The sequence below is a fragment of the Pelagibacterium flavum genome (assembly GCF_025854335.1).
Taxonomy (GTDB): domain Bacteria; phylum Pseudomonadota; class Alphaproteobacteria; order Rhizobiales; family Devosiaceae; genus Pelagibacterium; species Pelagibacterium flavum.
Window position 1 is genome coordinate 2,594,665 of sequence record NZ_CP107716.1, and the last position, 25,904, is coordinate 2,620,568.

At 59.4% G+C, this 25,904-nt stretch carries 45 protein-coding genes and 1 tRNA gene; 30 read left to right on the plus strand and 16 right to left on the minus strand.

Annotation, left to right across the window (positions count from 1 at the left end):
* Positions 1 to 5: 5 nt before the first annotated feature.
* From OF122_RS13060 to OF122_RS19760, 11 genes are all read right to left on the minus strand, one after another.
* Entirely contained in the window at positions 6 to 371 is a 366-nt protein-coding gene (locus OF122_RS13060) for a hypothetical protein (RefSeq protein ID WP_264224652.1), read from the minus strand.
* Positions 368 to 835: a hypothetical protein gene (locus tag OF122_RS13065; RefSeq protein ID WP_264224653.1), complete on the minus strand. Its 468-nt coding sequence runs from the start codon at positions 833 to 835 to the stop codon at positions 368 to 370. The genes OF122_RS13060 and OF122_RS13065 overlap by 4 nt, the downstream gene beginning before the upstream one ends.
* A gap of 100 nt (positions 836 to 935) precedes the next feature.
* On the minus strand, positions 936 to 1,100 hold the full coding sequence (locus tag OF122_RS13070; RefSeq protein ID WP_264224654.1) for a hypothetical protein: 165 nt from the start codon (positions 1,098 to 1,100) through the stop codon (positions 936 to 938).
* Positions 1,097 to 1,408: a hypothetical protein gene (locus OF122_RS13075; RefSeq protein ID WP_264224655.1), complete on the minus strand. Its 312-nt coding sequence runs from the start codon at positions 1,406 to 1,408 to the stop codon at positions 1,097 to 1,099. Before OF122_RS13075 ends, OF122_RS13070 begins: the two co-directional genes overlap by 4 nt.
* Positions 1,409 to 1,459: 51 nt before the next feature.
* Entirely contained in the window at positions 1,460 to 1,810 is a 351-nt protein-coding gene (locus tag OF122_RS13080) for a hypothetical protein (protein WP_264224656.1), read from the minus strand.
* On the minus strand, positions 1,803 to 2,204 hold the full coding sequence (locus tag OF122_RS13085) for a hypothetical protein (protein WP_264224657.1): 402 nt from the start codon (positions 2,202 to 2,204) through the stop codon (positions 1,803 to 1,805). Before OF122_RS13085 ends, OF122_RS13080 begins: the two co-directional genes overlap by 8 nt.
* Positions 2,205 to 2,292: 88 nt before the next feature.
* A complete protein-coding gene (locus OF122_RS13090; RefSeq protein WP_264224658.1) occupies positions 2,293 to 2,514 on the minus strand; it encodes a hypothetical protein in 222 nt (73 codons plus the stop codon).
* 108 nt (positions 2,515 to 2,622) lie between these two features.
* Positions 2,623 to 2,796, minus strand: a complete 174-nt coding sequence (locus tag OF122_RS13095; RefSeq protein WP_264224659.1) for a hypothetical protein — start codon at positions 2,794 to 2,796, stop codon at positions 2,623 to 2,625.
* A complete protein-coding gene (locus OF122_RS13100; protein ID WP_264224660.1) occupies positions 2,793 to 3,443 on the minus strand; it encodes a hypothetical protein in 651 nt (216 codons plus the stop codon). The genes OF122_RS13095 and OF122_RS13100 overlap by 4 nt, the downstream gene beginning before the upstream one ends.
* Positions 3,444 to 3,749 (minus strand): hypothetical protein, encoded by a 306-nt coding sequence (locus OF122_RS13105; RefSeq protein ID WP_264224661.1) that lies wholly within the window; start codon positions 3,747 to 3,749, stop codon positions 3,444 to 3,446. It lies immediately after the preceding gene.
* The gene (locus tag OF122_RS19760) at positions 3,746 to 3,982 is read right to left on the minus strand and encodes a carph-isopro domain-containing protein (RefSeq protein WP_408636239.1); all 237 of its coding nucleotides are present in this window, start codon (positions 3,980 to 3,982) and stop codon (positions 3,746 to 3,748) included. Before OF122_RS19760 ends, OF122_RS13105 begins: the two co-directional genes overlap by 4 nt.
* A gap of 159 nt (positions 3,983 to 4,141) precedes the next feature.
* Between OF122_RS19760 and OF122_RS13110 the strand changes: the two genes are divergently transcribed.
* The 23 genes from OF122_RS13110 (at position 4,142) to OF122_RS13220 (ending at position 15,009) form a co-directional block, all read left to right on the plus strand.
* The gene (locus tag OF122_RS13110; RefSeq protein WP_264224662.1) at positions 4,142 to 4,702 is read left to right on the plus strand and encodes a S24 family peptidase; all 561 of its coding nucleotides are present in this window, start codon (positions 4,142 to 4,144) and stop codon (positions 4,700 to 4,702) included.
* A gap of 20 nt (positions 4,703 to 4,722) precedes the next feature.
* Positions 4,723 to 5,112 (plus strand): hypothetical protein, encoded by a 390-nt coding sequence (locus tag OF122_RS13115; RefSeq protein ID WP_264224663.1) that lies wholly within the window; start codon positions 4,723 to 4,725, stop codon positions 5,110 to 5,112.
* Positions 5,113 to 5,467: 355 nt separating this feature from the next.
* Positions 5,468 to 5,911, plus strand: coding sequence for a hypothetical protein (locus OF122_RS13120; RefSeq protein ID WP_264224664.1), 444 nt, complete (start codon positions 5,468 to 5,470; stop codon positions 5,909 to 5,911).
* Between the two features lie 60 nt (positions 5,912 to 5,971).
* On the plus strand, positions 5,972 to 6,121 hold the full coding sequence (locus OF122_RS13125) for a hypothetical protein (protein ID WP_264224665.1): 150 nt from the start codon (positions 5,972 to 5,974) through the stop codon (positions 6,119 to 6,121).
* Positions 6,118 to 6,969, plus strand: a complete 852-nt coding sequence (locus OF122_RS13130; protein ID WP_264224666.1) for a DNA cytosine methyltransferase — start codon at positions 6,118 to 6,120, stop codon at positions 6,967 to 6,969. The genes OF122_RS13125 and OF122_RS13130 overlap by 4 nt, the downstream gene beginning before the upstream one ends.
* A 33-nt stretch (positions 6,970 to 7,002) precedes the next feature.
* Positions 7,003 to 7,275, plus strand: a complete 273-nt coding sequence (locus tag OF122_RS13135; RefSeq protein ID WP_264224667.1) for a hypothetical protein — start codon at positions 7,003 to 7,005, stop codon at positions 7,273 to 7,275.
* Positions 7,272 to 7,571 (plus strand): hypothetical protein, encoded by a 300-nt coding sequence (locus OF122_RS13140; protein WP_264224668.1) that lies wholly within the window; start codon positions 7,272 to 7,274, stop codon positions 7,569 to 7,571. The genes OF122_RS13135 and OF122_RS13140 overlap by 4 nt, the downstream gene beginning before the upstream one ends.
* The gene (locus OF122_RS13145) at positions 7,568 to 7,840 is read left to right on the plus strand and encodes a hypothetical protein (RefSeq protein ID WP_264224669.1); all 273 of its coding nucleotides are present in this window, start codon (positions 7,568 to 7,570) and stop codon (positions 7,838 to 7,840) included. Before OF122_RS13140 ends, OF122_RS13145 begins: the two co-directional genes overlap by 4 nt.
* Positions 7,837 to 8,142, plus strand: coding sequence for a hypothetical protein (locus tag OF122_RS13150; RefSeq protein ID WP_264224670.1), 306 nt, complete (start codon positions 7,837 to 7,839; stop codon positions 8,140 to 8,142). Before OF122_RS13145 ends, OF122_RS13150 begins: the two co-directional genes overlap by 4 nt.
* 118 nt (positions 8,143 to 8,260) lie before the next feature.
* Positions 8,261 to 8,440, plus strand: a complete 180-nt coding sequence (locus OF122_RS13155) for a hypothetical protein (protein WP_264224671.1) — start codon at positions 8,261 to 8,263, stop codon at positions 8,438 to 8,440.
* Positions 8,437 to 8,631 carry a hypothetical protein gene (locus tag OF122_RS13160; protein WP_264224672.1) on the plus strand — a complete coding sequence of 65 codons (195 nt, stop codon included), beginning with the start codon at positions 8,437 to 8,439 and terminating at the stop codon, positions 8,629 to 8,631. The genes OF122_RS13155 and OF122_RS13160 overlap by 4 nt, the downstream gene beginning before the upstream one ends.
* Entirely contained in the window at positions 8,628 to 9,143 is a 516-nt protein-coding gene (locus OF122_RS13165) for a siphovirus Gp157 family protein (protein WP_264224673.1), read from the plus strand. The genes OF122_RS13160 and OF122_RS13165 overlap by 4 nt, the downstream gene beginning before the upstream one ends.
* A 1-nt stretch (position 9,144) precedes the next feature.
* A complete protein-coding gene (bet, locus tag OF122_RS13170) occupies positions 9,145 to 10,053 on the plus strand; it encodes a phage recombination protein Bet (protein ID WP_264224674.1) in 909 nt (302 codons plus the stop codon).
* Between the two features lie 69 nt (positions 10,054 to 10,122).
* The gene (locus tag OF122_RS13175) at positions 10,123 to 10,320 is read left to right on the plus strand and encodes a hypothetical protein (RefSeq protein WP_264224675.1); all 198 of its coding nucleotides are present in this window, start codon (positions 10,123 to 10,125) and stop codon (positions 10,318 to 10,320) included.
* Positions 10,317 to 10,532: a hypothetical protein gene (locus OF122_RS13180; protein WP_264224676.1), complete on the plus strand. Its 216-nt coding sequence runs from the start codon at positions 10,317 to 10,319 to the stop codon at positions 10,530 to 10,532. Before OF122_RS13175 ends, OF122_RS13180 begins: the two co-directional genes overlap by 4 nt.
* Positions 10,532 to 10,990 carry a hypothetical protein gene (locus OF122_RS13185; protein ID WP_264224677.1) on the plus strand — a complete coding sequence of 153 codons (459 nt, stop codon included), beginning with the start codon at positions 10,532 to 10,534 and terminating at the stop codon, positions 10,988 to 10,990. The genes OF122_RS13180 and OF122_RS13185 overlap by 1 nt, the downstream gene beginning before the upstream one ends.
* Positions 10,987 to 11,166 (plus strand): hypothetical protein, encoded by a 180-nt coding sequence (locus OF122_RS13190; RefSeq protein ID WP_264224678.1) that lies wholly within the window; start codon positions 10,987 to 10,989, stop codon positions 11,164 to 11,166. Before OF122_RS13185 ends, OF122_RS13190 begins: the two co-directional genes overlap by 4 nt.
* Positions 11,163 to 11,375 carry a hypothetical protein gene (locus OF122_RS13195; protein WP_264224679.1) on the plus strand — a complete coding sequence of 71 codons (213 nt, stop codon included), beginning with the start codon at positions 11,163 to 11,165 and terminating at the stop codon, positions 11,373 to 11,375. Before OF122_RS13190 ends, OF122_RS13195 begins: the two co-directional genes overlap by 4 nt.
* On the plus strand, positions 11,365 to 11,760 hold the full coding sequence (locus tag OF122_RS13200) for an HNH endonuclease (RefSeq protein WP_264224680.1): 396 nt from the start codon (positions 11,365 to 11,367) through the stop codon (positions 11,758 to 11,760). The genes OF122_RS13195 and OF122_RS13200 overlap by 11 nt, the downstream gene beginning before the upstream one ends.
* A gap of 1 nt (position 11,761) precedes the next feature.
* Positions 11,762 to 12,889 (plus strand): hypothetical protein, encoded by a 1,128-nt coding sequence (locus tag OF122_RS13205; RefSeq protein ID WP_264224681.1) that lies wholly within the window; start codon positions 11,762 to 11,764, stop codon positions 12,887 to 12,889.
* On the plus strand, positions 12,886 to 13,242 hold the full coding sequence (locus OF122_RS13210; RefSeq protein WP_264224682.1) for a hypothetical protein: 357 nt from the start codon (positions 12,886 to 12,888) through the stop codon (positions 13,240 to 13,242). The genes OF122_RS13205 and OF122_RS13210 overlap by 4 nt, the downstream gene beginning before the upstream one ends.
* On the plus strand, positions 13,242 to 13,712 hold the full coding sequence (locus OF122_RS13215) for a GIY-YIG nuclease family protein (RefSeq protein ID WP_264224683.1): 471 nt from the start codon (positions 13,242 to 13,244) through the stop codon (positions 13,710 to 13,712). Before OF122_RS13210 ends, OF122_RS13215 begins: the two co-directional genes overlap by 1 nt.
* 187 nt (positions 13,713 to 13,899) lie before the next feature.
* The gene (locus OF122_RS13220; RefSeq protein ID WP_264224684.1) at positions 13,900 to 15,009 is read left to right on the plus strand and encodes a tyrosine-type recombinase/integrase; all 1,110 of its coding nucleotides are present in this window, start codon (positions 13,900 to 13,902) and stop codon (positions 15,007 to 15,009) included.
* Here the strand turns inward: OF122_RS13220 and OF122_RS13225 are convergent.
* A tRNA-OTHER gene (locus OF122_RS13225) sits at positions 14,990 to 15,065 on the minus strand. The two genes, OF122_RS13220 and OF122_RS13225, sit on opposite strands and share 20 nt — an antisense overlap.
* 153 nt (positions 15,066 to 15,218) lie before the next feature.
* Here OF122_RS13225 and OF122_RS13230 point away from each other — a divergent pair.
* A complete protein-coding gene (locus tag OF122_RS13230; RefSeq protein ID WP_264227663.1) occupies positions 15,219 to 15,422 on the plus strand; it encodes a CsbD family protein in 204 nt (67 codons plus the stop codon).
* Positions 15,423 to 15,581: 159 nt separating this feature from the next.
* On the opposite strand, the gene OF122_RS13235 is transcribed toward OF122_RS13230, so the two are convergent.
* Together OF122_RS13235 and OF122_RS13240 are read right to left on the minus strand one after the other, a co-directional pair.
* Complete coding sequence (locus OF122_RS13235; protein WP_264224685.1) at positions 15,582 to 16,289, minus strand: glutathione S-transferase N-terminal domain-containing protein; 708 nt, start codon at positions 16,287 to 16,289, stop codon at positions 15,582 to 15,584.
* A 112-nt stretch (positions 16,290 to 16,401) separates the two neighbouring features.
* A complete protein-coding gene (locus OF122_RS13240) occupies positions 16,402 to 16,842 on the minus strand; it encodes a glyoxalase superfamily protein (protein WP_264224686.1) in 441 nt (146 codons plus the stop codon).
* Between the two features lie 300 nt (positions 16,843 to 17,142).
* On the opposite strand from OF122_RS13240, the gene OF122_RS13245 reads away from it, so the two are divergent.
* The 4 genes from OF122_RS13245 (at position 17,143) to OF122_RS13260 (ending at position 20,098) form a co-directional block, all read left to right on the plus strand.
* Entirely contained in the window at positions 17,143 to 17,898 is a 756-nt protein-coding gene (locus OF122_RS13245) for a sulfite exporter TauE/SafE family protein (protein ID WP_264227664.1), read from the plus strand.
* A 224-nt stretch (positions 17,899 to 18,122) separates the two neighbouring features.
* Positions 18,123 to 18,770, plus strand: a complete 648-nt coding sequence (locus OF122_RS13250) for a hypothetical protein (protein ID WP_264224687.1) — start codon at positions 18,123 to 18,125, stop codon at positions 18,768 to 18,770.
* 47 nt (positions 18,771 to 18,817) lie between these two features.
* Positions 18,818 to 19,572 (plus strand): IS5 family transposase gene (locus OF122_RS13255; protein WP_408636240.1). Its coding sequence is split into 2 segments (ribosomal slippage): positions 18,818 to 19,159 and positions 19,162 to 19,572, totalling 753 coding nucleotides; the frame shifts between segments, so codons are not numbered across the junction.
* Positions 19,573 to 19,681: 109 nt separating this feature from the next.
* Positions 19,682 to 20,098, plus strand: a complete 417-nt coding sequence (locus tag OF122_RS13260; protein ID WP_264224689.1) for a hypothetical protein — start codon at positions 19,682 to 19,684, stop codon at positions 20,096 to 20,098.
* Between the two features lie 372 nt (positions 20,099 to 20,470).
* On the opposite strand, the gene OF122_RS13265 is transcribed toward OF122_RS13260, so the two are convergent.
* Together OF122_RS13265 and OF122_RS13270 are read right to left on the minus strand one after the other, a co-directional pair.
* Positions 20,471 to 21,463, minus strand: a complete 993-nt coding sequence (locus OF122_RS13265) for a DUF1624 domain-containing protein (protein WP_264224690.1) — start codon at positions 21,461 to 21,463, stop codon at positions 20,471 to 20,473.
* The gene (locus OF122_RS13270) at positions 21,460 to 23,559 is read right to left on the minus strand and encodes a molybdopterin-containing oxidoreductase family protein (protein WP_264224691.1); all 2,100 of its coding nucleotides are present in this window, start codon (positions 23,557 to 23,559) and stop codon (positions 21,460 to 21,462) included. Before OF122_RS13270 ends, OF122_RS13265 begins: the two co-directional genes overlap by 4 nt.
* 188 nt (positions 23,560 to 23,747) lie before the next feature.
* On the opposite strand from OF122_RS13270, the gene OF122_RS13275 reads away from it, so the two are divergent.
* Together OF122_RS13275 and OF122_RS13280 are read left to right on the plus strand one after the other, a co-directional pair.
* Complete coding sequence (locus tag OF122_RS13275; RefSeq protein ID WP_264224692.1) at positions 23,748 to 24,500, plus strand: transferrin-binding protein-like solute binding protein; 753 nt, start codon at positions 23,748 to 23,750, stop codon at positions 24,498 to 24,500.
* Positions 24,501 to 24,580: 80 nt separating this feature from the next.
* Positions 24,581 to 25,888, plus strand: coding sequence for a hypothetical protein (locus tag OF122_RS13280; protein WP_264224693.1), 1,308 nt, complete (start codon positions 24,581 to 24,583; stop codon positions 25,886 to 25,888).
* Positions 25,889 to 25,904: the final 16 nt, after the last annotated feature.

Sequence of the window (25,904 nt, forward strand, 5' to 3'; positions counted from 1 at the left end):
ATTGCTCATTGGCCGATAGCCTCCCGCGCCTTCCGTGCGCCCTCCTGAGCGCGCTTCCATGCCATGAACTGGGCAGACTTTGCTTGCACGGCGCCCACCGGCAGGGCATCATTGGAGACACGCTCAATGCGGCGCGTATCGACCTTGGCAAGCGGCTTCTTGTCCTTGGCGGGCTTATAGACCCAGTTGGCCCAATGGATCAGATCTTCGGCCCTACAGCCGATCTCTACGGCGATCTGCTCCCATGACCATCTCTGAGCCACGCGCTTCTGAACCAGGCGCCAAAATTCATGATCGTCGGCGCGCAATTCCACATCGCCAGTCCATCTGTTCCGGCTCTGCTCGTATGATCCTCTTGCTGGGTGGTTCATGCTGCCGGCCTTTCGAGAATGAGAAGTTTCCTCACCTTCGTCACGCCACACCGACGCCAGCCCGCTTTGATGAAGCAATAACCGGGGTTGTGGCTGCGAACAGCGCGAGGGTTGACGTATGTGAAATGACGCTCGCCCGGCCAACGCTTATCGGCCAGCGCATCAGCTGCGCGTATCAGGTCCGAACTATCGGTTCGGGAGAGCGGGCGCTCATTGCGAAAAATGGCGCAGTTGACGCCAGATTGCCCATCTGCGCTAATGAATTTGCGCCACGTGAACATCGCCCGAGCGTCCGGTGTGAGCAGCACCATCTTTTCGCCGGGACCGACAAAAAGCAGCGGCTTGCGTCCGTCTTTGTAAACGTAGCGCGAATAGTGGCGATCAAAAATTGTCCTAGCGGTATCGTTGCCATCGCGCACTTCGACCCACGTATCGCCAAAAAGAAAAGGCTGGACCGCGCCCATCACCCCCTCCCCCGTTTACCCTGAGAGGAGGCGAGGCGTTTTAGGAGCGTCTTGCGGCTTGGCTTGTGCGTCTTGGCGCGCTGGGAGGCTGTGGGGCGGGTCATGCGGCCTCTCCCGGCCCACCATTGGCAGGACGGCCAAGGAACAGGCTGCACCCGATCATCACATAGGCAGCGCGACGGCCTTCCGTGTTGAACACATCAAGATCGATCGATACCCTTGGCTGAGGACGGCGAAACGCTTTGAGAATTGAGCGGATCATCATTTTTTCTCCACTAACAGCCGATCAAGCCCATATTGCTTAGACGCCAGCAGGGCATCGACCTTGAGCAGTTCGGCTTCCTCTGCATCAATGGCGGCGATGGCGTCACGGCGGCGCTCTAGTTCGCGCTCCAGTTCCTTGATTGCATCCTCGTCGTGCAGACGGAGGGCGCGGACATGCTCAAGGCGGGCGGTGACGTGGTCGCGGTCGGCATCAACGTCTGACTTCATACATGCCAGGAGGATGGGCGCCGGGGTCTTGCGACGGGCCGGGCCTTGGTCATCAATCGAGTGAATTTTTGCCGTGGTCATTGGTCGTCTTCCTCCAGTTCTGGGGCCAGCCAAATGGCGAACCCGTTTGCTTTATCGATCGTCCATTTCCCCACTCGCACGCGCAGCAGAACGGGCAAGAAACGACGCCAGCCGCGCGGAACGGTCTTGGGATTTTCGGAGTGCATCGCGGGCCTCTTGGATTGCCATTTGCTCAAGGTCGCGCATCTCATATGCGTCGATCCTTCCCGCCTCCTCGTCCACGATTGAGCGCACGCGGCGCTCCGTCCATTGACGCTTGCGAAGGCGGATTTCGTCTTTCGGGAGGCCGCGCTCGACACGCTTCACGGCTTCAAATGCTGCCCCGATCACGCGCTTGCGCGGCGTGGCGTCGAGGGGCCAGATTTCGTCAATGATGTTCCGAGCAGCCGTTACATCAGACATGGCTTCGCTCCTGGGACGATTGTCCAGATTCGTGGGATGCTTTTTCGCCATCGTGGAATGCCTTCCGTGCTTTTCTTTCAGCACTGGACGAAGCGGAACACGAAAGGCTTTTCAGATGGACACGAACGCGAAACAGATCGGTCGATGCTTGCCGGCAGACGTTCTGGATCGCATTGAGGTGATAAAGGCCCAGGCACGCGCTATTGAAGCGCAGCGCCTGGGAAGTGGCGCGGGACAGAGGGAGACTACCCGCGCTGTTCCGGAACGGCGGGAGGAGGAAAACCGCCCCGGAAAGGTCGTTCAGATGCCCAAGCGCAATGGCAGGGCGAAGCCCCGTAGCGGTGCCCCTTCCGCTATTGTCCTGCCATTGCGCTTGGGCATTGATTGCGCCCATGGCTAGAACCACCCCCACGCTTTAGCCATCAGAAGGGCAATTGCAGGGAGGCAAGACCACATGGTGAGGGTGTAGAGGGTGGGGCTAGTCATAGTGGGCCGTACCCCGCACGAATTTGGGCCGCGATGAAAATGCACGGCGCAGCGTCCATTCCATCCTGGTCGCGCATATCGTCGGCAATGACGGCGCATCGTTCGCGCTCATCTGCCAACGCTTTTGCAATGGCGAGAATGTCGTCGTTGGAGCCGCGCCCAAGCTTGTTGTAAACGCGCTCAGCGGCTTCGGTTATGTCCTTCGGGGGCCTATTCATCTCCACCCCCATCAGCACGAGCGCCAACGATGAGGCAGGCGAAGCAGATGATCGAAGCCGGGATCGCCAGACAAATCCAGATCAGACCTATGGTGTGGAGAAGGGGCATTATGCTTCTCCTGCGGCAAAGGCGATCAGGCCAAGCAGAACCATGCCGACAACAAAGACAATCGCTGCCGTGAGCCAGTGGCCGTTCGATAGAGAATTGCCAGCCAGAACAGCGACAACCATGGTGCCGGGAGAAATGGAGGGCTTAACAATGAAACTGGATAGGGCTTTCATGCGGACTCCCCGGTCATGCTTGTGACAGCCTTGCGGCAACCAAAACAATGGTTCTTACCGACACCGGCACAGGCACTTGGATTGAGGCAATGAGGCCGAAGGCGCAGGCAGCGTTCTTCGGTTGTTTCGTCGCGGTTGAATTGAACGACTGTGGAAGGTGTTATTTCCGACTGATCCTGAAGGGGGTGCACAGTGTGCACCCCCCTGCCCTCAACGCGTGTGTCCGTCGAGGGAGTCTCGTTCGCCGTTTCCGGCGAATTGTTGACGGGGCTTTCGTCGCCACCCTGCCCCGTCGAGGGTGTAACAACCGGATCATCTTGAACCGGGAGCGACTGCGCAGGCTGGGGGGCAACCTGCGGTTCGGAAGAAAAATTTTGTTCGTTCATATTCGACCAGCCGAGCATGTCGGCGTATCCAGACGAAAATTCTGCCTTGTCCAAAATCTTCTGGACGTGACTGCCTTTGCCGGTCTCGTCGCGCTCATCTTTGATTTGAGCTTTGATGAGAGCCTTGAGCGCGGACCAGTCCCCACCCTCGGCGGCGACAACATCGCGGAAGCCGGAAATCATATCGGCATCGTCCATCTGCCGCTCAATATACGGGCGAGCTTCGGAAACGATTTCTTTGAGGCGTGCGGACGAAAACAATTAAACGCCCCCTCTTGGCTTGCCTGTCACCACGTCGAGATACTGTTTGACGGTATCGGACAGGTCGGACATTCCATCCGCTTTGCTCTGCGGCAGATAACGACAAATGCGGACGACCGATTTCAGAGCCCCGATATCGACACCGGCAATACGAGCCTCGGCGAAGACCAAAGCCTTCATCTTGTTCTCGGCATCGATCCGGTCCTCGACGGCGATGAGACGGCGAACGAGGCTGGCAACATCACCGTCCGCGTTCGGCTTGTGGTTCGTCTCGAACGGAACGACAGAAATCTTTGTTTCGCTCATGCTGCCGATTCCTCTTTGGGAGCGGGCAGGAAGTCGTCGGCAGAAAGGGGGATGCCCCGTTCACGGGCCGCGTCGAGCAGCTTTGGCACGTGGTTGAAGGGAATTGTACCTCCCGTCCCACCCACGGCCTTCGACCGTTTCCAGTTGGACACACGAGTGCGATGAACGCCGGTAATTTCAGCTACCGCGTTCGGCCCACCCAGTTTTGTGATGATCGTGCTTGCAGGTTCCATAGGTCGATTGTTGTAGCGGTTATCGCTTCATCAATCAAGCCTGTTGTAGCGACTTTCTGCACAGACGTTGTAGCGACATTGGGCTACTGATCCGGCATGCCAAGAAAACTCACAGCGCTGCCCGGTATTCCTGCCATCAACCGATGGGTTGTCGATGCCATGGACAACGCAGACATGTCGGGATCGGATCTTGCCCGCCGACTACACGAGCGCCGGGTAATCAGCACCCCAGACCGATCTATCCCAAGCAAGATTGCTCGCGGTGAACGCGAAGTCAGCGCCAGTGAGGTTTTCGCAATTGCGGAGATCACGGGGTACCCGGCCCCGAATGAATCGACGGGCGGCGCGATAGAGGTGCCCCTGCTCGCCATGATAAGCGCCGGCGCATTGCTAGCCGATGATGTTCGTGACGAGGCGCGGGATATATTGCACGTTGCCGACCTGCCGCCGGGGGATTGGGTGGCACTAGAAGTCGATGGCACGTCTATGGACCGAGTTTCACCACCAGGAAGCCGGATATTGGTGAATCGTAAGGACAAGCGTCTGGTGCCCAACGCCTGTTATGTGATCGATGATGGCGAAGGAAAAGCGACCTATAAGAGATATCGCCCCGGCCCCGATCGGTTTGAGCCGGTATCGACGTTTGAACACGAAACGATATTTCCAGAGAACGAGCCGCGCATCATCGGACGCGTCCGGTTCTCGATCTTACCGATGTAGCCGTAAGGCAAGGAGGGGGAATGGAAGTGAAAACCGCGCCGCCATTGGTGGCCGTCAATGGCAGCAAGATCGACAGGGAAGCCAAGACCGTCGATCTGTTATTTCTGGCTGAGAACGGCGAACCTTACGCGCTCAAGTTCCATGTTCATGCTATTCCTGCTGCCATAATTGCATTGACAGGGCATCGAGCGGAACTACAGTCCAGCCTTCCTGATGGCGAGGTTCTGTCAAATCAGGCGTTGAAGCCTGTTGGGTTCCACATTGCGATGAACCCGGAGGGGCAGATTGCGTGGAAGATGATGCTTCAGAGCGGCCTTGAACTCGTAATTCAAATAGAGCCAGATCGGTTCGACCGACTCGACGCCATGTTTGATGAAGTAAGGTCGCTTTTGAAGCGGTCTGTTCAGTAGCTATCGTTTGCATCGCGAATCGTCCTTGATCTGCCGCGATAAACACACCTCTGCCCGAATTTCTATTTTCCCATGATCCGATACACGAAGCTCATGAATACGAAGTTCGGGAGGAGCCTCCCATAACACTTCCGCACCCGAGCGCAACGAACCAACCTCAATCATCACCTTAACCTCCTAGCCCGCCCGGACCATCCGAGGCGGGTTTTCTGTGCGTGCGATTCTAGCGCGTTTTTCTCCGCTTGCAATCTTTGTGCATTTTTCCGCTACAACACTATTGCATGTAGTAGCGTTCTGCGCTACAACGACATTTATCAACACACCACCCCCAACGCTAGATGGAGCGAGGACGGAAATGGAAAAGCTGAAAGCGAACGCAACGCCGAAAGAGGTTGGCGCCTTCCTTATCGAACTGGGCAGCGATGCTGGACCTAAATCCGACACCTACGCCAGCATTCGGGCCAACGGCGATTGTTCCCTATCGCTTTATCCTACCGGCATTACCCGCGAGGGGCATGTTTCCGGCAGCGGGAAGGATTGGGCCGTAGCGTCCGGCCAGATCATCAAGAACTGGCACGCCCAGCGCTCCAATCACCGCACCGTGACGATCCGCAAGATGGCTCTGGAAATCATCCAGATCACTGCCGATCAGGGCGAGTGCGCCGACCGCGCTTTGCGCCTGACCTTTGCCCAGACCGAAATCGATGAACTTGGCGCGGAAGCCGCCGAGATGGCGAACGAGATGGCCAGCAACGGCCCCTTCTCGATCAAGGCCACTGCACAGGCAAATGCCGCTTAAACCCCAACCCCCGAGAAGACCCCTACCGGGCCGATCTTCTCAGAACAGATGGAGACGATGATGGAACTGGTAGCGAAATACGGAAGCATCGAAATCTGGCGCGTCACGGAAAGCCATGGCGACGACTTCTACGTCTATGCGTCCAACAAGCTGGTTCGCGTCTGCCCGTCCATCGGCATGGCCCGTGAGATTGCGGCAGGTGCGGCATGACACGGGCTTACTACAACGAATTTGACCCGTACGCCGCCCAATGGCTGCGGAACCTCATCGAACAAGACCTGATCGCCGCTGGCGATGTTGACGAACGGAGCATCATCGATGTCCAGCCGAGCGACCTTGAAGGCTACACCCAATGCCATTTCTTCGCAGGCATCGGCGGATGGAGCCTTGCAGCTCGACTTGCTGGATGGCCTGACGACCGCGCCATCTGGACAGGCTCTTGCCCTTGCCAGCCGTTCTCCAACGCCGGAAGCCGCAAAGGTTTCGATGATGAACGTCATCTCTGGCCGGAGTTCAAGCGCCTCATTTCGGAGTGCAGACCTACAGTCGTCTTTGGCGAACAGGTTGCGAGCGCGGCTGCTTGGCTCGCCAACGTGCGAAGTGATCTGGAAGCCTTGGAATACGCCGTGGGGGCAATCCCTGTGGAGGCCGCGAGCGCGGGCGCTGACCATCTCCGCGACCGCTTTTGGTTTGTGGCCGACCATGACTTCGAACGCTCCGGCGAAGCCTGGGTACAACGAGGCGGGGAATTCGGCGGGCCAGGTAGCGATACGAAAGTTGATGTTCGGGCTCTATCCGACATGCCGAGCCAACGAGGGCACGGGGGCGAAGGTGCCGCCGAACAGACAGGGCGGTTTGGCGCTGAAATCCTTCATATCGGTGGCCGCGAATACCTTCAATTTCCCGACCGAAAATGGCGGCACATCCCTTCACCCGGAGTTCGCTGGCTGGGAACTGGGGTTCCCGCCCGTGTGGCTAAGCTGCGCGCCTTCGGCAACGCCATCGACCCGAGACCAGCGGCGCAAGTGATCGGGGCCTACCTCGATATTGCCGCCTAAGCCACCCCCTCAACCTCACCGGAGGCAAAGACCATGATCCCCTACACGACAGACATCACCGACGAAATCACCGGCGTCCTGATCTCCGAGGACCTGCCCTGCATGATCGAGGTCGAGGTTATAGGCGAGGACGTTCGCGTCGAGGACGTTCGTGTGGATGGCATCAGCCTCTACAAGGGCACTCCGCTTTCCATCGCTATTGCCTCGCAGGTCGCAGAGAAGGCGCTGGCCGATGATGATTTCATCGCCAAGGCCAAGCTGACCGTATTCGACCCCGACGCTGTTTGTGCCCGGAGGGTCGCGTGATGGGCGTGTGGCGCTACAGCATCAACTACGGTCCCGAAGGTGAGGCAAACTACGCCAACGTCTATGACGATCAGGGCGCGCTCGTAAGCAACCTCAAGACCCAACACGCGGTCGCCGTGGTTGCCGCCATGAACGCCGCTCTGGCCCAGCGCACCGCCCTTGAGCAGTGCCAGAAAGCCCTTGCCATGATGATCGCGCCAGACGCGATCCGTCAGACCACCACCATCAACGCATTCGAGCAGTGCACCGCAGCCGAACTGGCAGCGCGCAAGGCTCTTGGAAAGGACGCAGCATGAGCGAGAGCAACTTTTACTACGTTTACGAACTCCCGACACGTGACCGCATGGCGAACGGATTCTGTCACAGTGGCGGCAATCCGATCCCATTCCTCAACGTCGATTGGTTCGAGGATGCCGGTCCAGTTTGGGGCAAAGAGCACCAAAGCGCCGAGCAGATCGAAGCGTTCGTGAAGTCCAAGAAGTACGTGCGCGATGGGCTTCGGTATTTGGTCATCGGTTCGCCCGGCCATTCATTCGTGTTCGAAACAGCGGGGGCGAAGCAATGAGCGGGGCAGTGAAGCATGCGCGCTGGTTCGCGCTACACTCGACCACTGGCGTCAATATCGGCCTGTGGCAAGAGGGGGCGATAGCCGTGAAGGTTCAGGCTGAATACCCCGGCAGCACCATCACCGAAATGGTCGAAGTGACACCGGCAGTCGATGCCGTCGACGAAATGCTGGAAGCGCTGAAAGCAGCGATAGCCAATTCTGACGCAAACATAGGTCCGTATGGGCGAACACCAGAAGCGCAGGCTGTCTACGATCAAGTCTCGGACGCCATAGCCAAAGCCACGGGGTCAAAGCCATGACCCTCCGCAACACCCTCATATCCGCCTTTGCATGTGGTGGTGGGCTGGCTCTGGTGATGTGGTTCGCCTTCCAATGGCGTCACGGGGAGACTGTGTTCCAGTCTCTTGGGTGGGCGTGATGTTCGCTTGGTACACCCGCAACGATCACGGCTTCTGGTGCAATTTCTGCGGGAATTGCCTCAAGCCTGAATTCCACTTCGACAGCGATGAAGAATGGGACGAGTTCGAGGAAGGACTTGAGGATAGCGGCTGCGACCAGTGCGGCGCCCCCGATGACTTCGACCCGGAGGCAGTATGACCGACCCCTTTCTCTGCTTTTTCGATCAGAAGGCCCGCGCCCTATCCGATGCCGGTGATCTGGAAGCGCTAACCGCCCTCATTCAAGAGGCACTGGACGGCAGGGTCAACGGATACGGCCCGCCTACCTCAGACATAAACACAGCAATCGAGCTTGAACAGAAACTGATACGCGAAAGGAAAGTCGCATGACCGAGGCAACCGAATATCAGCTAAGGCGCCAGACAGAAGCGGCCAAGACGCTGGTTGTCTCTCTTGCTGACCATGACGACGCTGAGCTTATCGCTGATGCCATCGAGGGCGAAACCGGGCTTCTGGAAGCCATCGAAGCGGCGCTGTCCGAAATGGACGAATGCGACGTACTGAGCGAAGGGCTCAAGGCCAAGATTGAAACGTTCACGGCCAGAAAGCGCAGTGTGGACGAACGCAAGAAGCGGGTCAAGGCGCTGATCGAGCAAGCCATGCTCACGACTGAGCAGACTTCCCTTCGGCTCCCCTCGGCCACGCTGACGATCCGCAAGAACGCGCCGGGACTGGTCATCAAGGATGAAAGCCAGATTCCGAGCAAGTTCTTCATCGAGCAGGAGCGCCCCGCGCCGAAGCTCGACAAAGCCGCCTTGGCCGAAGCGCTAAAGGCTGACGAAAAAATCCCAGGCGTCACGCTCGACAACGGCAGCGTGAGCCTATCGGTAAGGAGCAAATAGCATGTCGCAGATCACGACCTATGACCTGACCAGTTCGCAGTTGGCCGTCATCAAAAACACGGTGGCCAAGGACTGCAATCGCGATGAATTCGACCTGTTCATGGAAACGTCCCGGTCATTCGGGCTGGACCCGTTCCGCAAGCAGATCATCCCGCTAATTTTCAGCAAGGACAAGCCCGACAAGCGGCGCATGTCCATTGTCGTTTCGCGCGACGGCCTGAGGGTCATCGCCCAGCGATGCCAGAACTATCGCCCGGCGTCCGAAAAGGCCGAATGGGAGTTTGACGAAAGCCTGATCGGCCCACTCAATCCCAAGGGCATCGTCAGTTGCACGGTTTATCTCTGGCAGCAGGACAACCGTGGCGAGTGGTTTCGGGTCAAGGGCGAGGCTGAATGGGACGAATTCGCCCCGATTGCTGACGAATGGGGTGAAAACGAGAATGGCAAGTGGCGCCCCACCGGCAGAAAGACCCTCGATGCATCCGGCAACTGGGTGAAAATGCCCAAGGTAATGCTGGAGAAGTGCGCCGAGGCGCAGGCATTGCGCGCAGGCTGGCCCGACCAATTCAGCGGCGTCTATGTCCAAGAGGAAATGGACCGAACCGCTGCGATCGACGCTTCCGCCACCGAAATCGTGGAGCGCGAACACGAAGAACGCCGGATGCGTGCCATCGGTGCCGCCAGTGCGATTACCGTCACATGGGGCGATGGCTGGGCTCTGGACAACGTGCCAGTTGGCGAGTTTGCCGACCGCGCCATTGAGTTCATCCGTGAGAACGACGCCGCGACCGTCGATAAGTGGCAGCAAGCGAACCGCGTTGGCCTCCAGCAGTTCTGGGCAAAATCTCCGGGCGATGCGCTGGAGGTCAAGAAGGAAATCGAGGCGAAGCTGGCCAAGGCCGCCGCATAGATCAACCGCCAAGGGCGGGCGGCGTGGCCAATAACCCGCCGCCCGGATTGGCAAGCAGGGGTAGAGAGAATGATTGTGAAATACCGAATTGTCCCGAAAGGCACTGCAAACGCCGTGACCCCTGCGCCAGATCATTATGTGGTGCAGCGCAGGATCGCGCGCCCCAAGCTGTTTGGCATCTTCCCGCGCCGTACTTGGGTGGCCGCAGATATTTTCAGCACATACCAGGAAGCGCTCGATTACCTTCGTTCGAGGATCGCATCATGACCCGCGCCCAGCTCGACGCTCAAAGCGAATACCTCACGACCACGTTGCAGCGCGTCCGCTCCATCGGCCTCGATAGCGGCAAGTATTCCACCATCATGCACGAGGTTCTGGACGGGGCCGGATTCAAGGCAGCGCCCCAGCATGTGAAGGACGAAATTCTTGCTGCCCTTGAAGCGCGGCGGTTCAGCATTGCGAAGCTGGGGAGCATCTGATGCCGACCCGCACCGTAAAGAACGCTGACGAACTGGAATTGCTCAAGGTCTATCTCGACGGGCGCAAACTGCCCTTCACTGTCCAGATAGAGGACGGGCGGAACCGTTCCAATGAGCAGAACCGCCTTTCGCATAAATGGTACGCCGAGATCGCAGACCAGACCGGCGAACACGTCGAGGACGTTCGTGCGCGGTGCAAGCTGGAAATTGGCGTGCCGATCCTGCGCCAGTCCAATGAGAAGTTCCGCGCAACCTACGACAAGAGCATACGCCCGTTGCCCTACGAGGCCAAGCTAGAGGCTATCCGTGACATGGATATACCCGTGACGCGGCTCATGAAGGTGCCGGAGATGACCAAATACATGGAACTGGTTTTCCAGCGCCATGCTGAATTTGGCATCGAACTGACCATTCCGCCTGATCGCTACGCCTTTGACCCCGAAAGGAAAGCCGCATGAGCACTCACACCAGAATTGGCAAGGTTCGTCCCTTCCGCCTCAAAGGCGAGCGCGCACGGGATTACATCGTTCGCACCAAATACCTCCAGGTTCACGCCGACCTGACCGCGTGGAAGGCGAGCCAAGTTCTCGATGGCGGGCATACCGAGGCGAAACTTCGTGGAGAAACACGGTGAGACGCCTGACTGACGACGAACACCGCACCCTCACCGTCCTCGTATCTCGCGGCTCTATCTGCCTTGGGGATGCAGCAGCAAGTGAACTGGGCATTGAGGTGGAGAAGGACCTGCGGAGCCTGGTGCGCAAGAAGTATGCGTTTGCGGACGTTCTGGACGATGGTCCGGTGTTTCGTGCAACCCAACAGGGGCGCAATCATGTCTCGTGAAGTGCCCGAATGGATCGGCAAGCACGATGACCAGAAGGTGCCAGACCGGGTGCGCCTTCGGATTTTCGACCGAGAGGGCGGCATGTGCCACCTGTCCGGGCGCAAAATCATGCCGGGTGATCTATGGGACTTGGATCATAAGGTGGCGTTGATAAACGGCGGGGAGCATCGGGAAAGCAACCTGTTCCCTGCCTTGCGAGACAAGCACCGGGGAAAGACCGCTCTGGACGTGCGAGAGAAGGCCGTGAGCGCCCGGAAGCGCAAAAAGCATCTCGGTATCCGCAAGCCGTCCAAACTCCAGTCCAGGGGCTTCGAGCACGCTCCTAAACAGCGCAGCGCGACAAAGCCGCTCACGAAGCGCGTCAACTCATTTCAGGAGCAATAGCATGACCACCAACATGGACGATAAGGAATTGATTGCGGACCTTGACGACGCCGCCAAGTGGCTCGCCGCGTCCAGGCTGCCGGGCAATGAAGTGAAGGCTATCGAAGTGTGCAGCGTGATTTGCGCTGCGAAGGAACGCCTCGAAGCCCTCCAATCCCCCGCTGATGCAGGGGTGGTGGTGAAGCCGTTGGAGTGGGTCGGGAATGAAGGTCGTAGGGCCGGCCTCAAATACATAATCGCAGAGCCAGACCGAACGCGGGGCTGGCGAGCTTGGGCCAACTTAACTGATATAAACTCAAATGGCATGGCTACGTCTATCGGCGGTCACATCGTAACGATGAAGGCTGAAAGTCGAGATGCTGCAATCGCCGCCGCTCAAGCGGATTATGAGAGCCGCATCATTTCCGCCCTCACCACCCCCAAGCCAGAAGCTGTTGGCGACCAGTGCGACAAATGCCATCGTCGCTACACCGCCGTCTACAACGTGCCGAACGACTTATGGACCAAGATCGCTCCTAAGCCTGAGACACTGGGCGATTATCCAGAACATCAATATGGTGGGCTGCTATGCCCGGATTGCGCGACTGATGCGGCAAAGGCGCTGGGCGTGGAGCTGGTTCTGGTCACCCAACCCCCAACCCCTGCCAGCGGGGAGCCAAGACATATCGAAACGCGCAACGACGAAGCGGGATTTACCGAGTTCGTCAATCAGGACGGCCCAACCGTAGTGCGAGAGATTGATGGGCGGGTGGCGATCCTGCTCGATATGGATACACGCGACGTTGTTGGGTATCGCGTCTATGATGCACCGGTTGCCGGCGGGGAGCAGATGGAGGTGGTGGCGTACAAGGGCCAGTCCGGAGCGCTATACCTTCCGCATCACGGAGACCCCAAGGAAGATGCTGCCCTCGTCACCCTCGACGCTGCCCAGAGGGAGATTGCCGAGGCCGATGCAAATGCCGAAGCATGGGGCAAGGCTCTGAAAGCCGCCGAAGCCCTCAACACAACACTATCGGAGGCGCTGGAACGCATCGCACAGCGTAAAGGGAAGATATCCTCACACCAGTGCCAGATCGTTGCCCGAGCCGCCCTCGCCGCTCTACCAGCCAAACAGGGAGGGCAGTCATGACCGACTGGCGAAACCCCGCGACCAACGAAGCATTCCTCGAATGGCGCAACACTTTCCCCGAACAGCACTGGTCGAAGAATGACCTTTCTGCTTGTCGCCTCGGCTTCGACGCCGGATATGCCGCTGGTGACAATCAAGGATCGGCGTGGCCAGCCGAAGCCGAATATTCATATGGCCAGCCCGTTGAGAAGTTCACCGGCGAGGCTCAATGGGATGGCGTGATCGTCTCTGCCTACCACACGACAGCGGGCAAGCTCCGCTATGTGGTTGAGGTCAAGCCGCAGGGCTTTCAAATGATCGCCGTGCCTTCGCAGCTTCGGACCGCCCTCCGCAAGTCACAAGGGGAGCGGTGATGAGCCTCTTGACACCAGCACAGGTTCGCGCCGGCAAGAAACGTGACTATCGCATCGACCGCGCCAAGCTGATGACGCTGTATTTCGTCGGCTGCGCTGATGACCCGTTTCACATGAAGATCGGCGTCACCACCGACTTAGACGTTCGCATGAATCGATTGCAAAGCGCAAACCCGCTTCTGCTCAAAGCCCATTGGGCATTTACAGCGCACATCGATGTAGAGCGGGCAATCCATGAGAAGTTAGCCAAGTACCATGTTCGCGGCGAGTGGTTTCTCAATGAGGACGGCGCGATCTGGTCGTTTGGGGAGAAATTGTTCAACCGCGTGACAGCTCGGCTATACCGGGCGGCAGGGCTTCCACCTGAGACGCTGCCAAGCGACGACCTCGATTTCTTCTGGTCTAAGTACTATTCGCATCGACTGACATTGAAAGACGTTGCGGCATGTGAGCCGGAGGCATTGGAATGACAGCCCCTCGCATCTTGTCCGAAGGCAAAAGCCCGACCGAATGGGTTGCCGAACTATCCACAGCCGGGATCACCATTTCCGAGCGCAAGCTACGGGAGCGCGCAAGGGCTCTTGGCGCATGCCGAGTTTTGGGCAAAGCTATGGTGCTTCTGCCCGAACACATCGATCGCATCTTTGAGGAACCGGAATGCCACTCGAACTATACCCAAGAGATGGGATATGGTGGGTCCGTGGACGACCTGCTGACAGCGGCGATTACATCAGAAGAAGCCTCAGAACATCTGATGAGGCAATCGCGCAAGCCAAGGTCCGTGCCATCGAAGCGCAGGCACGGAAACGTGCTATCCTTGGACCGGACGCGCCAAAGCCAGAGGACGAGATAACCTTCGCTGCATGTGTCGTCCTCTACGACGCCCAGCCCGACGAAGTATCGTATCTCATTCCCATCAATCGCAAGATTGGGAAAATGCGGGTCAAGGATATTACCCCGCAATTTATCCGCAAGCTGGCCAAAGACTTCTATCCTATGGCCTCAACTGACACATGGCAGAGGCAAGTGGTTACGCCCGTACGCGCCGTTATCAACAACGCTCACGATCTGGGGAAATGCCCGCCGATCAGAGTGCGCGCCTTTACCAAAGAGGACCGGCAGCGCCAGGATCTGTTCAGGGGCAAGGAAAGCCGTAAACCACGAACGCCCGGCAGCTGGGAATGGCTCAATGCCTTCAAGGAACACGCCGGCCCTCGTGAGTCCGCATTGGCACATTTCATGTTTCGGCACGGTGCCCGCATATCGCAGTCACTGGCGATGACGAGATCCAAGGACATGGATTTGAGCGCGGGGCTTGTGCGCCTGCCAATGACGAAAGGGCACCCAGCGCAATGGGTTGAATTGGACCCTGACGAAGTGGCGATGATTGCCAACCTGCCGCCACCATATCGAGGCGCCGCGCGGGACCGGGTGTTTTATATATCTGGGGGGAGAAGCGGGGCGCTCTATCGTCGCTGGAAAGAAGCGTGCGACAAGGCGGGGATTGAGTATCTGCCGCCGCATTCGGCAGGTCGGCATGGCTATGGCACGGAAATGATCGTGCGGCAGGGCGTTGACCCTATATCAGCCGCCAAAGAAGGGCGATGGGCAGACCCCTCGGTGATGCTCAAAACCTATGCCCACTCAGAGGATGCGAGAACAAAGGTTCGCGAAGCGTTCCAGGTCGGGCGGGAGGCCGTTCGTACGCCGGCCGTACAGCCTGAAATCGAAAACGATGCCACCGAATTGAAAAGAAAGAGGAAATAATCTCTTCTCACTCTGCCTTAGCAGGGGCGCGCCTTCGACCACTCGGCCACCTCTCCGAGGCGGGTGGTAGCCCGGAATGTCGCGGAAGTGCAAGGGGTTTTTGTCGCCGGAGGTGAAAATGGGTGGACGAGGCACAATTTGCGCCGGTGGAACCGGCGAGGCGGGCAAACCGTTTTCAACGACAGCGAACAAAAAAGGAGAATGCCAAGATGAACCGCGATCAGATGGAAGGCAACTGGAAGCAGTTTACCGGCAAGGCCAAGGAACAATGGGGCAAGCTGACCGATGACGACCTCGATACCGTAGCCGGCAAGCGCGAGCAGCTCGAAGGAAAGATTCAGGAGCGCTATGGCAAGACAAAAGACGAGGCCAAACAAGAGGTTGATAACTGGTTCGATCGCAACGGCTGGTGAGCGCCTAGAGCATTTCAGCGCTTCTATGAACCGCTTCAATTGCTCCAAGTCTTTAATTTGTCGCGTGTCCGAACCCATAAAGTGGCATCCACTTTAACCGGACACGCTCTAACGGCGCCAAATAAAAAGGCGGCACCCGCGGGTGCCGCCTTTTTTCTGCTAGTTGGCGCGTTGATTAAACAGGACTTTTTGCGCCTCTTTGTCGTCAGCGAGGTTCATCTGCTGGTCCTCGGGCAGCTTGACGGCGAGGCCGCGTTCTACGGCCGGGCGGGCCTTGAGGCGCTCTTGCCAGGCGGCAACGTTGGGGAATTCGCTGAGGTCCATGCCCTGCTTTTCCCAACCGAGCGACCAGCTCAATGACGCCATGTCGGCGATGGAATAGTCACCGGCAATGTAGTCCTGGCCCTCGAGCTGCTTGTTGAGCACGCCATAGAGCCGGTGGGTTTCGTTGACGTAGCGATCGATCGCATACCGAATCTTTTCAGGCGCATATTGCTTGAAATGATGGTTCTGGCCGAGCATCGGGCCGAAACCGCCCATCTGCCAGAACAGCCATTCGTCCACTTCCACCCTGCTGCGCGGATCACTGGGATAGAACCGACCGAATTTTTCGGCGAGGTATTTGAGGATCGCCCCGGATTCAAAGACCGAAATGGGCGCGCCGCCAGGGCCCTGTGGATCGACGATGGCGGGGATCTTGTTGTTGGGCGAAATGGCCAGAAACTCGGGCTTAAACTGATCGCCCTTGCCGATGTGGATGGCGTGGACCGTGTAGGGGACGCCCAATTCCTCGAGCATTATCGAGACCTTATGCCCATTGGGCGTGGGGAAATAGTAGAGCTCGATGGGTTGTGTCTGCTCGGGCATGGGGACTCCAATCTTGTGGCTTTGCAAAGTGGACGGCAGTTCATCGTAGTTTACCGATGAATGCAAGACCTGCCCGAGAAAAACCGGGGCGCTGGGAGCGCCCCGGTCTGGTTCAGGCCCGGGCCAGGACCATGTGCGGCTGGCCGTCGCTGGTGCGGGAGGGCGAGATACCGTCGCGATTGACGGTGGCGTCGACCCGCTGGCGGAAGGCGGAAAAGCTATCGAACGCAACGACATCGACAGGTTCGTCGAACTGGATGGTCAGGCGGAACATCTCCCCTGCCCCCAGCGCCTTGACGCCGATGATGGTGCCGGTGAAGGGCTGCTTGAGATAGGTTCCCGAGACCTGCTGGCTGACGGCATAGGCCGGGCCGCGGGTAACGGGAAGCACGCCGGAGGCAGTGTTCCAGTCCCTAAATCCGTGAAATCTCGCAACCATTTCAAGGGCTTGCGATTGGCTTATGGTTCGGCCGGCGTCGAGCTGGGCGGCACGATACTGGCGCGCCTCGGTCTTGAGGTCGGTCGTGGTCAGATGGGATGCAGGTTTGCGCATCGTCAAAGTCTCCACGGCGGAATTTTCGTCTTGGGAGCCCGCATTGCCAAGCACCGCCAATGATTTGGGACGATGTTTGCTGGTTCGCGCGGCCCGGAAAAACCGGGTTGGCGTGGAAGACTTCACCGTAGAACATGTGCCCTTGCGGACGGCAGGCGCTTCAGCCGAGTGCTCAGATAGGTACGCTGCGACGCTTTGTCAATATCGGCAACACTGGCGCCAAAAACTATGGACTTGAGCGTCCGGTGACCGCAAGTTGGCAAACATTGTGGGTCTGTGGGAATCCCGAAATTGACGTATGTGTTGCTGTTCGCCGCCGGATTGCTCGGCGGGATGATAAATTCGCTCGCCGGTGGCGGCTCTTTCGTGATTTTTCCGGCGCTGTTGTTCGCCGGGGTGCCGCCGGTACTCGCCAATGCGTCCAACACCTATGCGTGCCTACCCGGATATGTGACCGGGGCAATCGGCTACTGGAAGCATATCGCGCCGCACAAGGGGCGGCTGGCGCTCTACAGCACGCTGGGGCTGGTGGGAGGGTTTCTGGGCGCCGAGGCGCTGATGCGGATTTCGGACGCGCAGTTCTCGGTCATCATTCCCTGGCTGATGGCGTTTGCCGTGACGATCTATATTTTCGGGCAGCGGATCAACCGGTTCTTTGCGTCGCGCTCGAACGGCTCCCGGCATGTTGTGCGGGCCGGCGCCATCGGGCTTTCGGCGCTGCTGCTGGCCATCAGCTTTTATGGCGGGTTTTTCAACGCGGGGCTGGGCATCGTGCTTCTGGCCTGGCTGGCGCTGGCCGGGTTCGAGGACGTTCATGCGATGAACGGGCTCAAGCTCTTGATCTCGGCCGTGGTGTCGGTGGTGGCCGTGCTGCGGTTCGCAGCGACTGGGTCGATTGCGTGGGTTGAGGGCAGCGTAGCGCTGGCCGGAGCGATGGTCGGCGGGTTCGCGGCGGCGTATTTCTCGCATCTCGTGCCGGCGAAGGTGATCCGGGGGTTTGTGATTGTTTATGGGGTGGGGCTGACTGTGTATTTTTTCTGGGGGGTTTATGGGTAGGGGGTGGTGAGGATAGCCGACACCGCGATTCCCCAAGAGAGTTGTTTGACATTACCGGAAGCAGCCGCGAACTTGGGATGGAGGGATCAAATGTCTGAACTATTTGAACAATGAGTATTCCCCCACTCGCAACTTGTGCTGCCTGCAAGAAGCGCAGCAGAGCATTGGTCCAGCTGAAAGCTGGGTTGGCAAGCTACAAGTGTGTGTCATGCGGCGACATCACCATGGACGAAATGCCAGCGCTGGACAAAATGATCATCTATCTTGACCAGCTTGCCATCAGCCAAATTTTCAAAATAAAGACCGGCACATACCCCTCAGAGGCCCCGCACCATGCCTTTTGGACAGAAGTTACAAACCTTTTGCAGCAAGGCGTTTTACTACAGCAAGTACTGTGTCCAGCATCCGATATCCACCGAGATGAGTCGATGGTGTTCACAAGAGGTGACGAGCTGACACTAACCCACGAGATGCTCGGTGGTGACACGAGCTTTCGATCCTCTTCGGAAATAGAAGGAGACCAAGTCTGGGCCTATTTGCGCGGGTTTGTTTCCGGAAAAGAACCGATACTAGATCTCTCGGTGGACAGTATTTTGGATGGACACCGAAATGAATGGCTTTCACGCCTCCACATATCGGCTGCGATGGACTGGACCGGCATCGCCAAAGATGTGCGTGACCGGCGAGAAATGTCGGCAGACAACATGGTGCCCCTTTACGAAAGATGGCGCGCTGATCCTAAGACATCATTCAAGAGTGTTCTGAAGACGGAACTGGAATCCTTTGGGAGTTCGCGGGTCACCGCATATTTGCATTTTGCAGAGATGGCTCGACGCGGCCTAGGGTCCATACCCAATCAGTTTGTTGAATAGACGCTGCAAATCAGATTCTCTGGCTTTAGATGAGTTCGGAGGTATCGATGAGCAGACTATTTTGGTTGAGTGATGCAGCTTGGGCGGCCATTGAGCCACATCTCCCCAAGAACCAGCCTGGAGCACGTCGAGTGGATGACCGGCGGGTAATTTCGGGGATCGTTCATATGCTCAAGTGCGGCGGACGCTGGGCTGATTGCCCTGCCGAGTATGGCCCCTCGACAACAGTCTACAATCGCTGGAACCGCTGGAGTCGCCGCGGCGTATGGGCACGCATTCTCGCGGCTCTGACCGAACAAGGCTGGATTGCGGAAACCGCCCAGATCGACAGCAGCTATATCAAAGCCCATCGCTGTGCAGGCGGGGGAAAAGGGGGGCGCGAACCAATGCCATTGGCATCTCGCGTGGTGGCCGGACCACCAAGATCCATGCGCTCGTCGACGTTATCGGCAGACCGATCCGCCTCATCCTGACGCCCGGCAATGCCTCGGACATGAAGGGGGCCGATCTGCTCATCGCCCACACGATGGGCATGAAGAGAGTTATTGCTGACCGCGGCTATGATGCCAACCGCCTTCGTTCCACTCTGCGCAACCAGAAGACAATCCCGGTCATCCCTGGCCGCAAGAACCGGAAGCGCAAAATCAAATACGACGAGAAACGCTACAAAGACCGCTGGCGTGTCGAGGCCATGTTCTGCCGGCTCAAGGATTTCCGCCGCGTTGCCACCCGATACGACAAGCTTGCCCGAAACTATCTATCTGCCGTCATGCTCGCAGCGGCAGTCGCATACTGGCTATGAACGAGTCTCGACCCTAGAAAATGGCGATACAAACGCCTTTATGAATGGCGCTCTCTCGGGGGCGATACAGGAATTCCGCGGACTTCGGGAATACTTCACGCGTTCTGGAATGTCCGTCGATGATGCCGAGCGCCAAGTTGTGGCCTTCTGGCAATGGAACGGCAATTGGACCGTGCCACACCACCGAATTCAGGCGTACCTTTTCGCAGCAATGGCGCGTAAAATTGCCGCTGGCCAGAAGAAAAACCCTTCACGAGGGGCCACCAACGACATTAGGGCAATAGCGACCTATGCCCCGTATGTGGACGCAATGTTTGTGGACAGCGAGTTCGCAACTTTGCTTCAGGAGACACCGCTACAGAATGATCTAAGCTACCGAGCAGAGATATTCTCTATCCGTTCACGGGATGCTTTCCTGAATTACTTGCACAACCTAATCAGAAACGCGACCGCAGAATGTGAAATGATCGCGGTGGCACTCTATGGTGACAGCGCCCGCCGAAAACCAGGAATTCGACCTACCTAGAAGTGAGTTCCTCTATTTAGAAGTGCTCCCCGACCGATGGCCATCGCGGTTTCACGTTAGGACTGCGAACACTTGGAATGGGGCCGGAAACGAAGCGATAGTCACTCCATTCCGGCTCTCGATCGCAATGCCGGGCTCGGTTTCGCAGCTGATGGGTCCCGGCTCAAGGCCGGGACAGCGATGGGGTGGATTGAGGTTGTGCCCGGTTTTGGGCGCGGGTTGAGACATTTGGATCGGCTGCGGCAAAAGCCGCAACGCTGGGGGTACTGGGTCCCGGGTCAAGCCCGGGATGACAGATGAGGGTGGGGGAGCGTTGTGCTTCCCCTTTTTTGTGTGAATGGGGTCTGGACCCGTCGGGGAGGTGTCGCCCCCCTACTCCGCCTCAGGCGCCAGCAGCATTTCGTCCAACACTTCGGCGGCGCATTGGTTGGTGAGGTCGCTCAGGGCGATGTCCTGTTCGGGGGTGCGCTGGGGGGCTTCGAGCATGGGCCAGAGGGTGTCGGCTTCGATGCGGTCGAGGGTGCAGGCGCAGTAGGCGGTGCAGTAGGCGGCGTCGGGGGCGGATTGGAGGCAGCTGGACTGGCAGCTTGAGAGGAAGTTTTCGGCGCGGCGGGTTTCGCTGATGCCGGTGAGGGAGGCAAGGCCCATGAGGATGCCGATGAGGATGGGCTGGTGCAGGACGTAGATGACGAGGCTCCAGCGGCCGAGTTTGGCCAGGGCGCGAGAGGGCGCTGAGGTACCCTTGAATTGGGCGAGGCGGTCCGTGACGCCGCTGCTGATAGCCCAGCGGGTGGCGGCGATGCCGAGGAGGGCGACGCCGAACCAAGGGAAGATGGGGACCAGATCTTCGCTGGGGGGCGGCGCATCCCAGAGGCCGATCCAGGACCAGAGCTTTTCGCCGAACAGCGGGCTCTGGATGAACAGTTGCAGGCCGATGAGGATGACGGCCAGCTCGATGACGAGCGCGAGCGGGGTCGTGAGGAAGGCGAGGCCCATGAGGGAAAACAGCGCTATGGCGTGCAGGACGCCGAAATAAACGAAGGTGCCGGGATTGAAGGCGTACGTGCCCGCAGAGATGAGGAGCGCGGCGCCGAGGATGATGGCGAAGCGGCGCCAGAAGGGGCGCCAGCGGATGGTTTCGCCGTGGCCGAGGACGAGGGACACGCCGGTCAAAAAAATGAAGGTGCCGACGATCAGTTTCTGGAAGATCACCCAAGGGAGCGACTGGGTGGGGTCGAAATTGACGAAGCCCAGAAACGCCAGATCCCATGAGAAATGGTAGATGATCATCGCGACGATGGCGACGCCGCGCGCGACGTCGATGGCGGCGATGCGCGGGCGGGAGGCGGGGGAAATCGATGTCATGCGGCGGACGCCCGGACCCAGACGGCGGCATCGTGGAAGGCGGCACCGCCGAAGGGCTTAACGGGATCGGAGCCGATCAGGGTGTTGATGCCCCTGCCCTTGCGGTGTGCCTTGTGAGGGTGGAGGCCCTCGGCGACGACAACGCCGGTGCGCAACCCGTCGAACAGGCGCAGGGTCAGCTCCACTGAACCGCGATGGTTGCCGATGGTGACGGGTGCGCCGTCTTCAAGCGCCAACCGGGCGGCATCGTCGGCGTGCATGAGCAAGGAGGGGGTTCCTTCGCGCTTCTGGCTGCCGGGTGTTTCGCCAAAGGTGGAATTGAGGAACGTGCGGGCCGGAGAGGTGGTCAGGCGGAACGGGACCGCTTCGGTGGTCGGCTCGTTCCAATCGAGAAAATCGACCATGGCGGGCATTTCTGCGGGATCGCAGACCCAGTTGACGCCACGCTTGATGCGGGTGGCTTCCCAATCGGGCTTGAAGCGGAATTTGCCGTCGGGCCAGGCAAAGCCATCGGCGTAGCGCGATTTTTCATCGGGCAGCGCGCGGTCGACAAAGCCTGACGCGGCTTCGATTGCGTCGAGATCGCCATAGCCGGAGCGCGAGAAGGTTTCGGCAACCATCTCGCGGTCGGTCTTCTCAGTGACGGCGGCGGGTGCCCCTACCCGCTTGGCGATTTCGTTGATGACGAAATGGTTGGGCATAGCCTCGCCGGGGGCGTTGACGATCTTGGGGCCGTAGAGGACGCGGGTGTGGCCGCCGCGGGTGTAATAATCGTTGTGTTCGACAAACATGGTGGCGGGCAGAACGATATCGGCCATCTGAGCGGTTTCGGTCATGAACTGCTCATGGACGACGGTGAAGAGGTCCTCGCGCTCGAAGCCCTGCCGGGTGAGGGCGTGATCGGGGGTGACAACCATGGGATTGGTGTTCTGGATCAAGAGCGCCTTGACCGGGCCGCCGCCCTCGAGCGCTTCAGGGTCGCCGGTGAGGATGGGGCCGATGCGGCACATGTCGAGTTCGCGCACACGGGACTTTTTGAGGGCGGCGCCGGTGATCTGGGATTTGTCGAGCCCCCAAGCGCCCGAATTGGAATGGAAGGCGCCGCCGCCGCGATATTTCCAGGCGCCAATCATTGCAGGGATCGAGAGCGCGGCGTGCATGTTGAGCGCGCCATTGCGCTGGCGGGAAAAGCCATAGCCGAGCCGGAAATAGGCGCGCGGGTTTTCACCCACCAGCTGTGCGAAGGCTTCGATTTCTTCGACCGAAAGGCCGGTGATTTCGGCGGCCCATTGCGGGGACTTGGCCGCAAGATGTGATTCAAGAGACGAATCGAAGTCCGTATGGCTGCTTAGGAATTCGCGATCGGCGAGGTTGTCGCGCAGCAGGATGTGCATGACAGCCAGCGCCAAAGCGCCATCGGTGCCGGGGCGGATGAGCAGCGCCATATCGGCCTGTTCCATGGTGGCGGTGCGGTAGATATCGACAACGACGAGCCTGGCGCCGCGCTCGCGCCGGGCGCGGATGGCGTGGGTCATGACGTTGATCTGGGTGTTGACCGGATTGGTGCCCCAGATGATTACGCAATCGCTCTCGGCCATCTGCTCGGGATTGGGGCCGGTCAAAAGCCCGGTTCCGGCGATGTAGCCGGTCCACGAGATCATGGTGCAGATGGTGTCGTATTGCTCGGAGTAGCCCTTGGCGTTGCGCAGGCGGTTTATGCCGTCGCGGTGCACGTGGCCCATGGTGCCGGCGTAGTAGTAGGGCCAGATCGACTCGGCGCCGTGTTCGGCTTCGATTTGCAGGAAGCGGGAGCCGATTTCGTCGAGGGCATCGTCCCAGGAGATTCGCTGGAACTGGCCCGAGCCTTTGGGGCCGGTGCGGCGGAGCGGATGGAGCACGCGGTCGGGGTGATTGGCGCGCTCGGCGTAGCGGGCGACCTTCTCGCAGATCACGCCTGCCGTATAGGGATCGTCCTTGGCGCCGCGCACCCGGCCGATTGTGCCCGTCTCGAGCACTTCGACATCGAGCGCGCAGGTCGAAGGACAATCGTGGGGACAAACGGTGCGGGCGGTGCGGAGGACGAGTGGCTTGGTCATTCAGGTCAGGTTCATGGTGGAGATGGCTATAGTAGGGCGGGTCGGGGCCCGTGTCAGCCGCCTGCGGCGATGTTGCAACATCTTGTTTTGCAACGGCGCTTGTCCCGGAACGATCACATTCGGGCTGCATTGTCGAGCCGAGAGCGGGGGCTCATTCGACTATAGACCCAATAAGGAGGGTAACCCCCGTGACTACCAAGCTCTTCGCTCTTTCCGCCGTCGCAGCGGCGCTACTCGTTTCCGGCTGCACAAGCTCCAGCTCGCTCCCGCCCTCACCGCTCAGCTATTCGGCCGTTGGGCTGAACGCCGGCGGCACGGGGACCGGTAATGGTTCGTTTGCCGCCAATCCCAGTACGATCTCTGTGGCCGTGGATGGCCGGAACTATACCGTTGGCAATGGCGCCGCCACACCGGGCCTGCCGGGTGGGCTGACGGGCTATACTTACACTGACGCAAATGGCGAAGCCGCCTATATCGGGGGCAGCCATGCGGCGACGGCACTGACCAGCCCGGCGGGAACCAATACGGTCTATGCCATCGTCGACGGGCGCGAGACCACGAGCAGCCAGATGCAGAGCCTGCCCATGCAGGCAGCCAATTATGATGGCGTGTGGGGCATTTCGAGCTCTTCGGGTCAGCAGGCGGGCGGCACCTTCCAGGCGGGAGCCAATTTCGATTCCCGTTCGGTGGGGTTCGAGCTGTACGACCAGTCCGGACTTGTGGGCGGCGGCAATGGGCGGATCATCGGGACCGGGTTCACCAGCACGCTCGATACGCGCAACGCGGTCGACCAGGGCCCGAACAATGTCCGGCTCAATTCCAACAACACGATCGATGGGCAGTTCTACGGCCCGAACGCCGATGAAATGGCCGGGCTGGTGCAGGGCAAAACCACCGACGGCAACGGTGCGACCGCCGGCTACCTGATCGGCACGCAGTAGATGCTTCGGGGCGGTGCTTTTGTGCCGCCTTCATGCCTTTGTAATGCGTACGCCCCAAGGGCGAAAAGCGGGGGGCCTTCATGAAATTTTCCAAAATCCTTGCCGCCACTCTTCTGGTTGGGGCCGCGCTGGTCGGGCCGGTGACAGGCGCTTATGCCCAGACCGCCTCGTTGGCCTCGCTCGACGAGGCGATCGGGGCGCGCGACTGGGCGCGCGCCGATGCGATTGCTGCGCAGCTCGACGCCGAGGCGGGGCAAGGCGATGTGATGGCGGCTTATGCGGCATCGGTGCGGCATGCGCTCAATGGCGAATGCGCGGAGGCCGTGGCGCTGGCCGATCTGGTGATCGGGGCGGTGCCGTTTTTCGTGCCGCCCTACCTCGTGGCGCATCGGTGCTATTCCGATCTGGGCCAGAGGGATATGGCGGCGGCGCGGCTGGGTTCGTTGCAGGCGATTTTGCCCGAGGGGCCGGAGCGCGATGTCGTTTCGCAGATGCTCCAGAATGCGCAATCGCAGGGGAGACCGGTGTTCAGCGGCTATTTCACGATGGCGCCATCGACCAATGTGAACCGGCAGACGGGGGAGGACATCATAGATGGCGGGGTGTGGGGACCGGGGCAGATTCCTGACGAGGCACGCGGCAAGCGGGGTGTATTGTTCAGCCTTGGAGGATCGATGGCGGTGGAACTGGCGCGCAACGAGGTGATGAGCGTTTCGGGTGTGTTGCGGACCGACATCCGGTTTTCGACAGCCGATGAGGTGTTCGAGCCCAGCTTTACGGCAGAACTGCCGGTGACGTTCGGGATCGGGGAGACGGCGCGGGCCGTGGTTGCGCCCTATGTGACGGCAGGGTTCGAGGACGACGTGCTGGAGCGGACCGAAGCAGGTGTACGCTCGAGCCTGTCTTTGCCGCTCGATGCGTCGCAGCGGCTGGCGTTCGATCTGAAGATGGCGGCGGTGGACAGGCCGCTCGATCCGGGGCGGTCAGGGCTGTTGGCCGATGGGGCGGTATCGTATTCGACATCGCTTTCGCCCAGCATGAACCTCACCGCCACGGCCCGGGCTGTTTACAACCATACCGACGATGAGACGTTGCGCACGCTGGTCGGGACCTTGCGGGCGCGGGTGGATACGCTGTTCGACAACGGGCTGCTGCTGGGGGTCGAGGGGACCGTCGGGCAGCGCTGGCACTGGCGCCCTGCCCCGTTCCAGCTCGAGGATCAGGTGGACCGGTTTGCGACAGGACGGATCGAGGCGAGCCATCGCGACATCACCATCGGGCCGCTGATGCCCTCGATCTATTATGAGTACACCAACAGCTGGTCGGACAATGTGTTTTACACCTATGACAGCCACGATATCGGGCTGACGCTGCGGGCACGTTTTTGAGGCGTTTTGCTGCGGG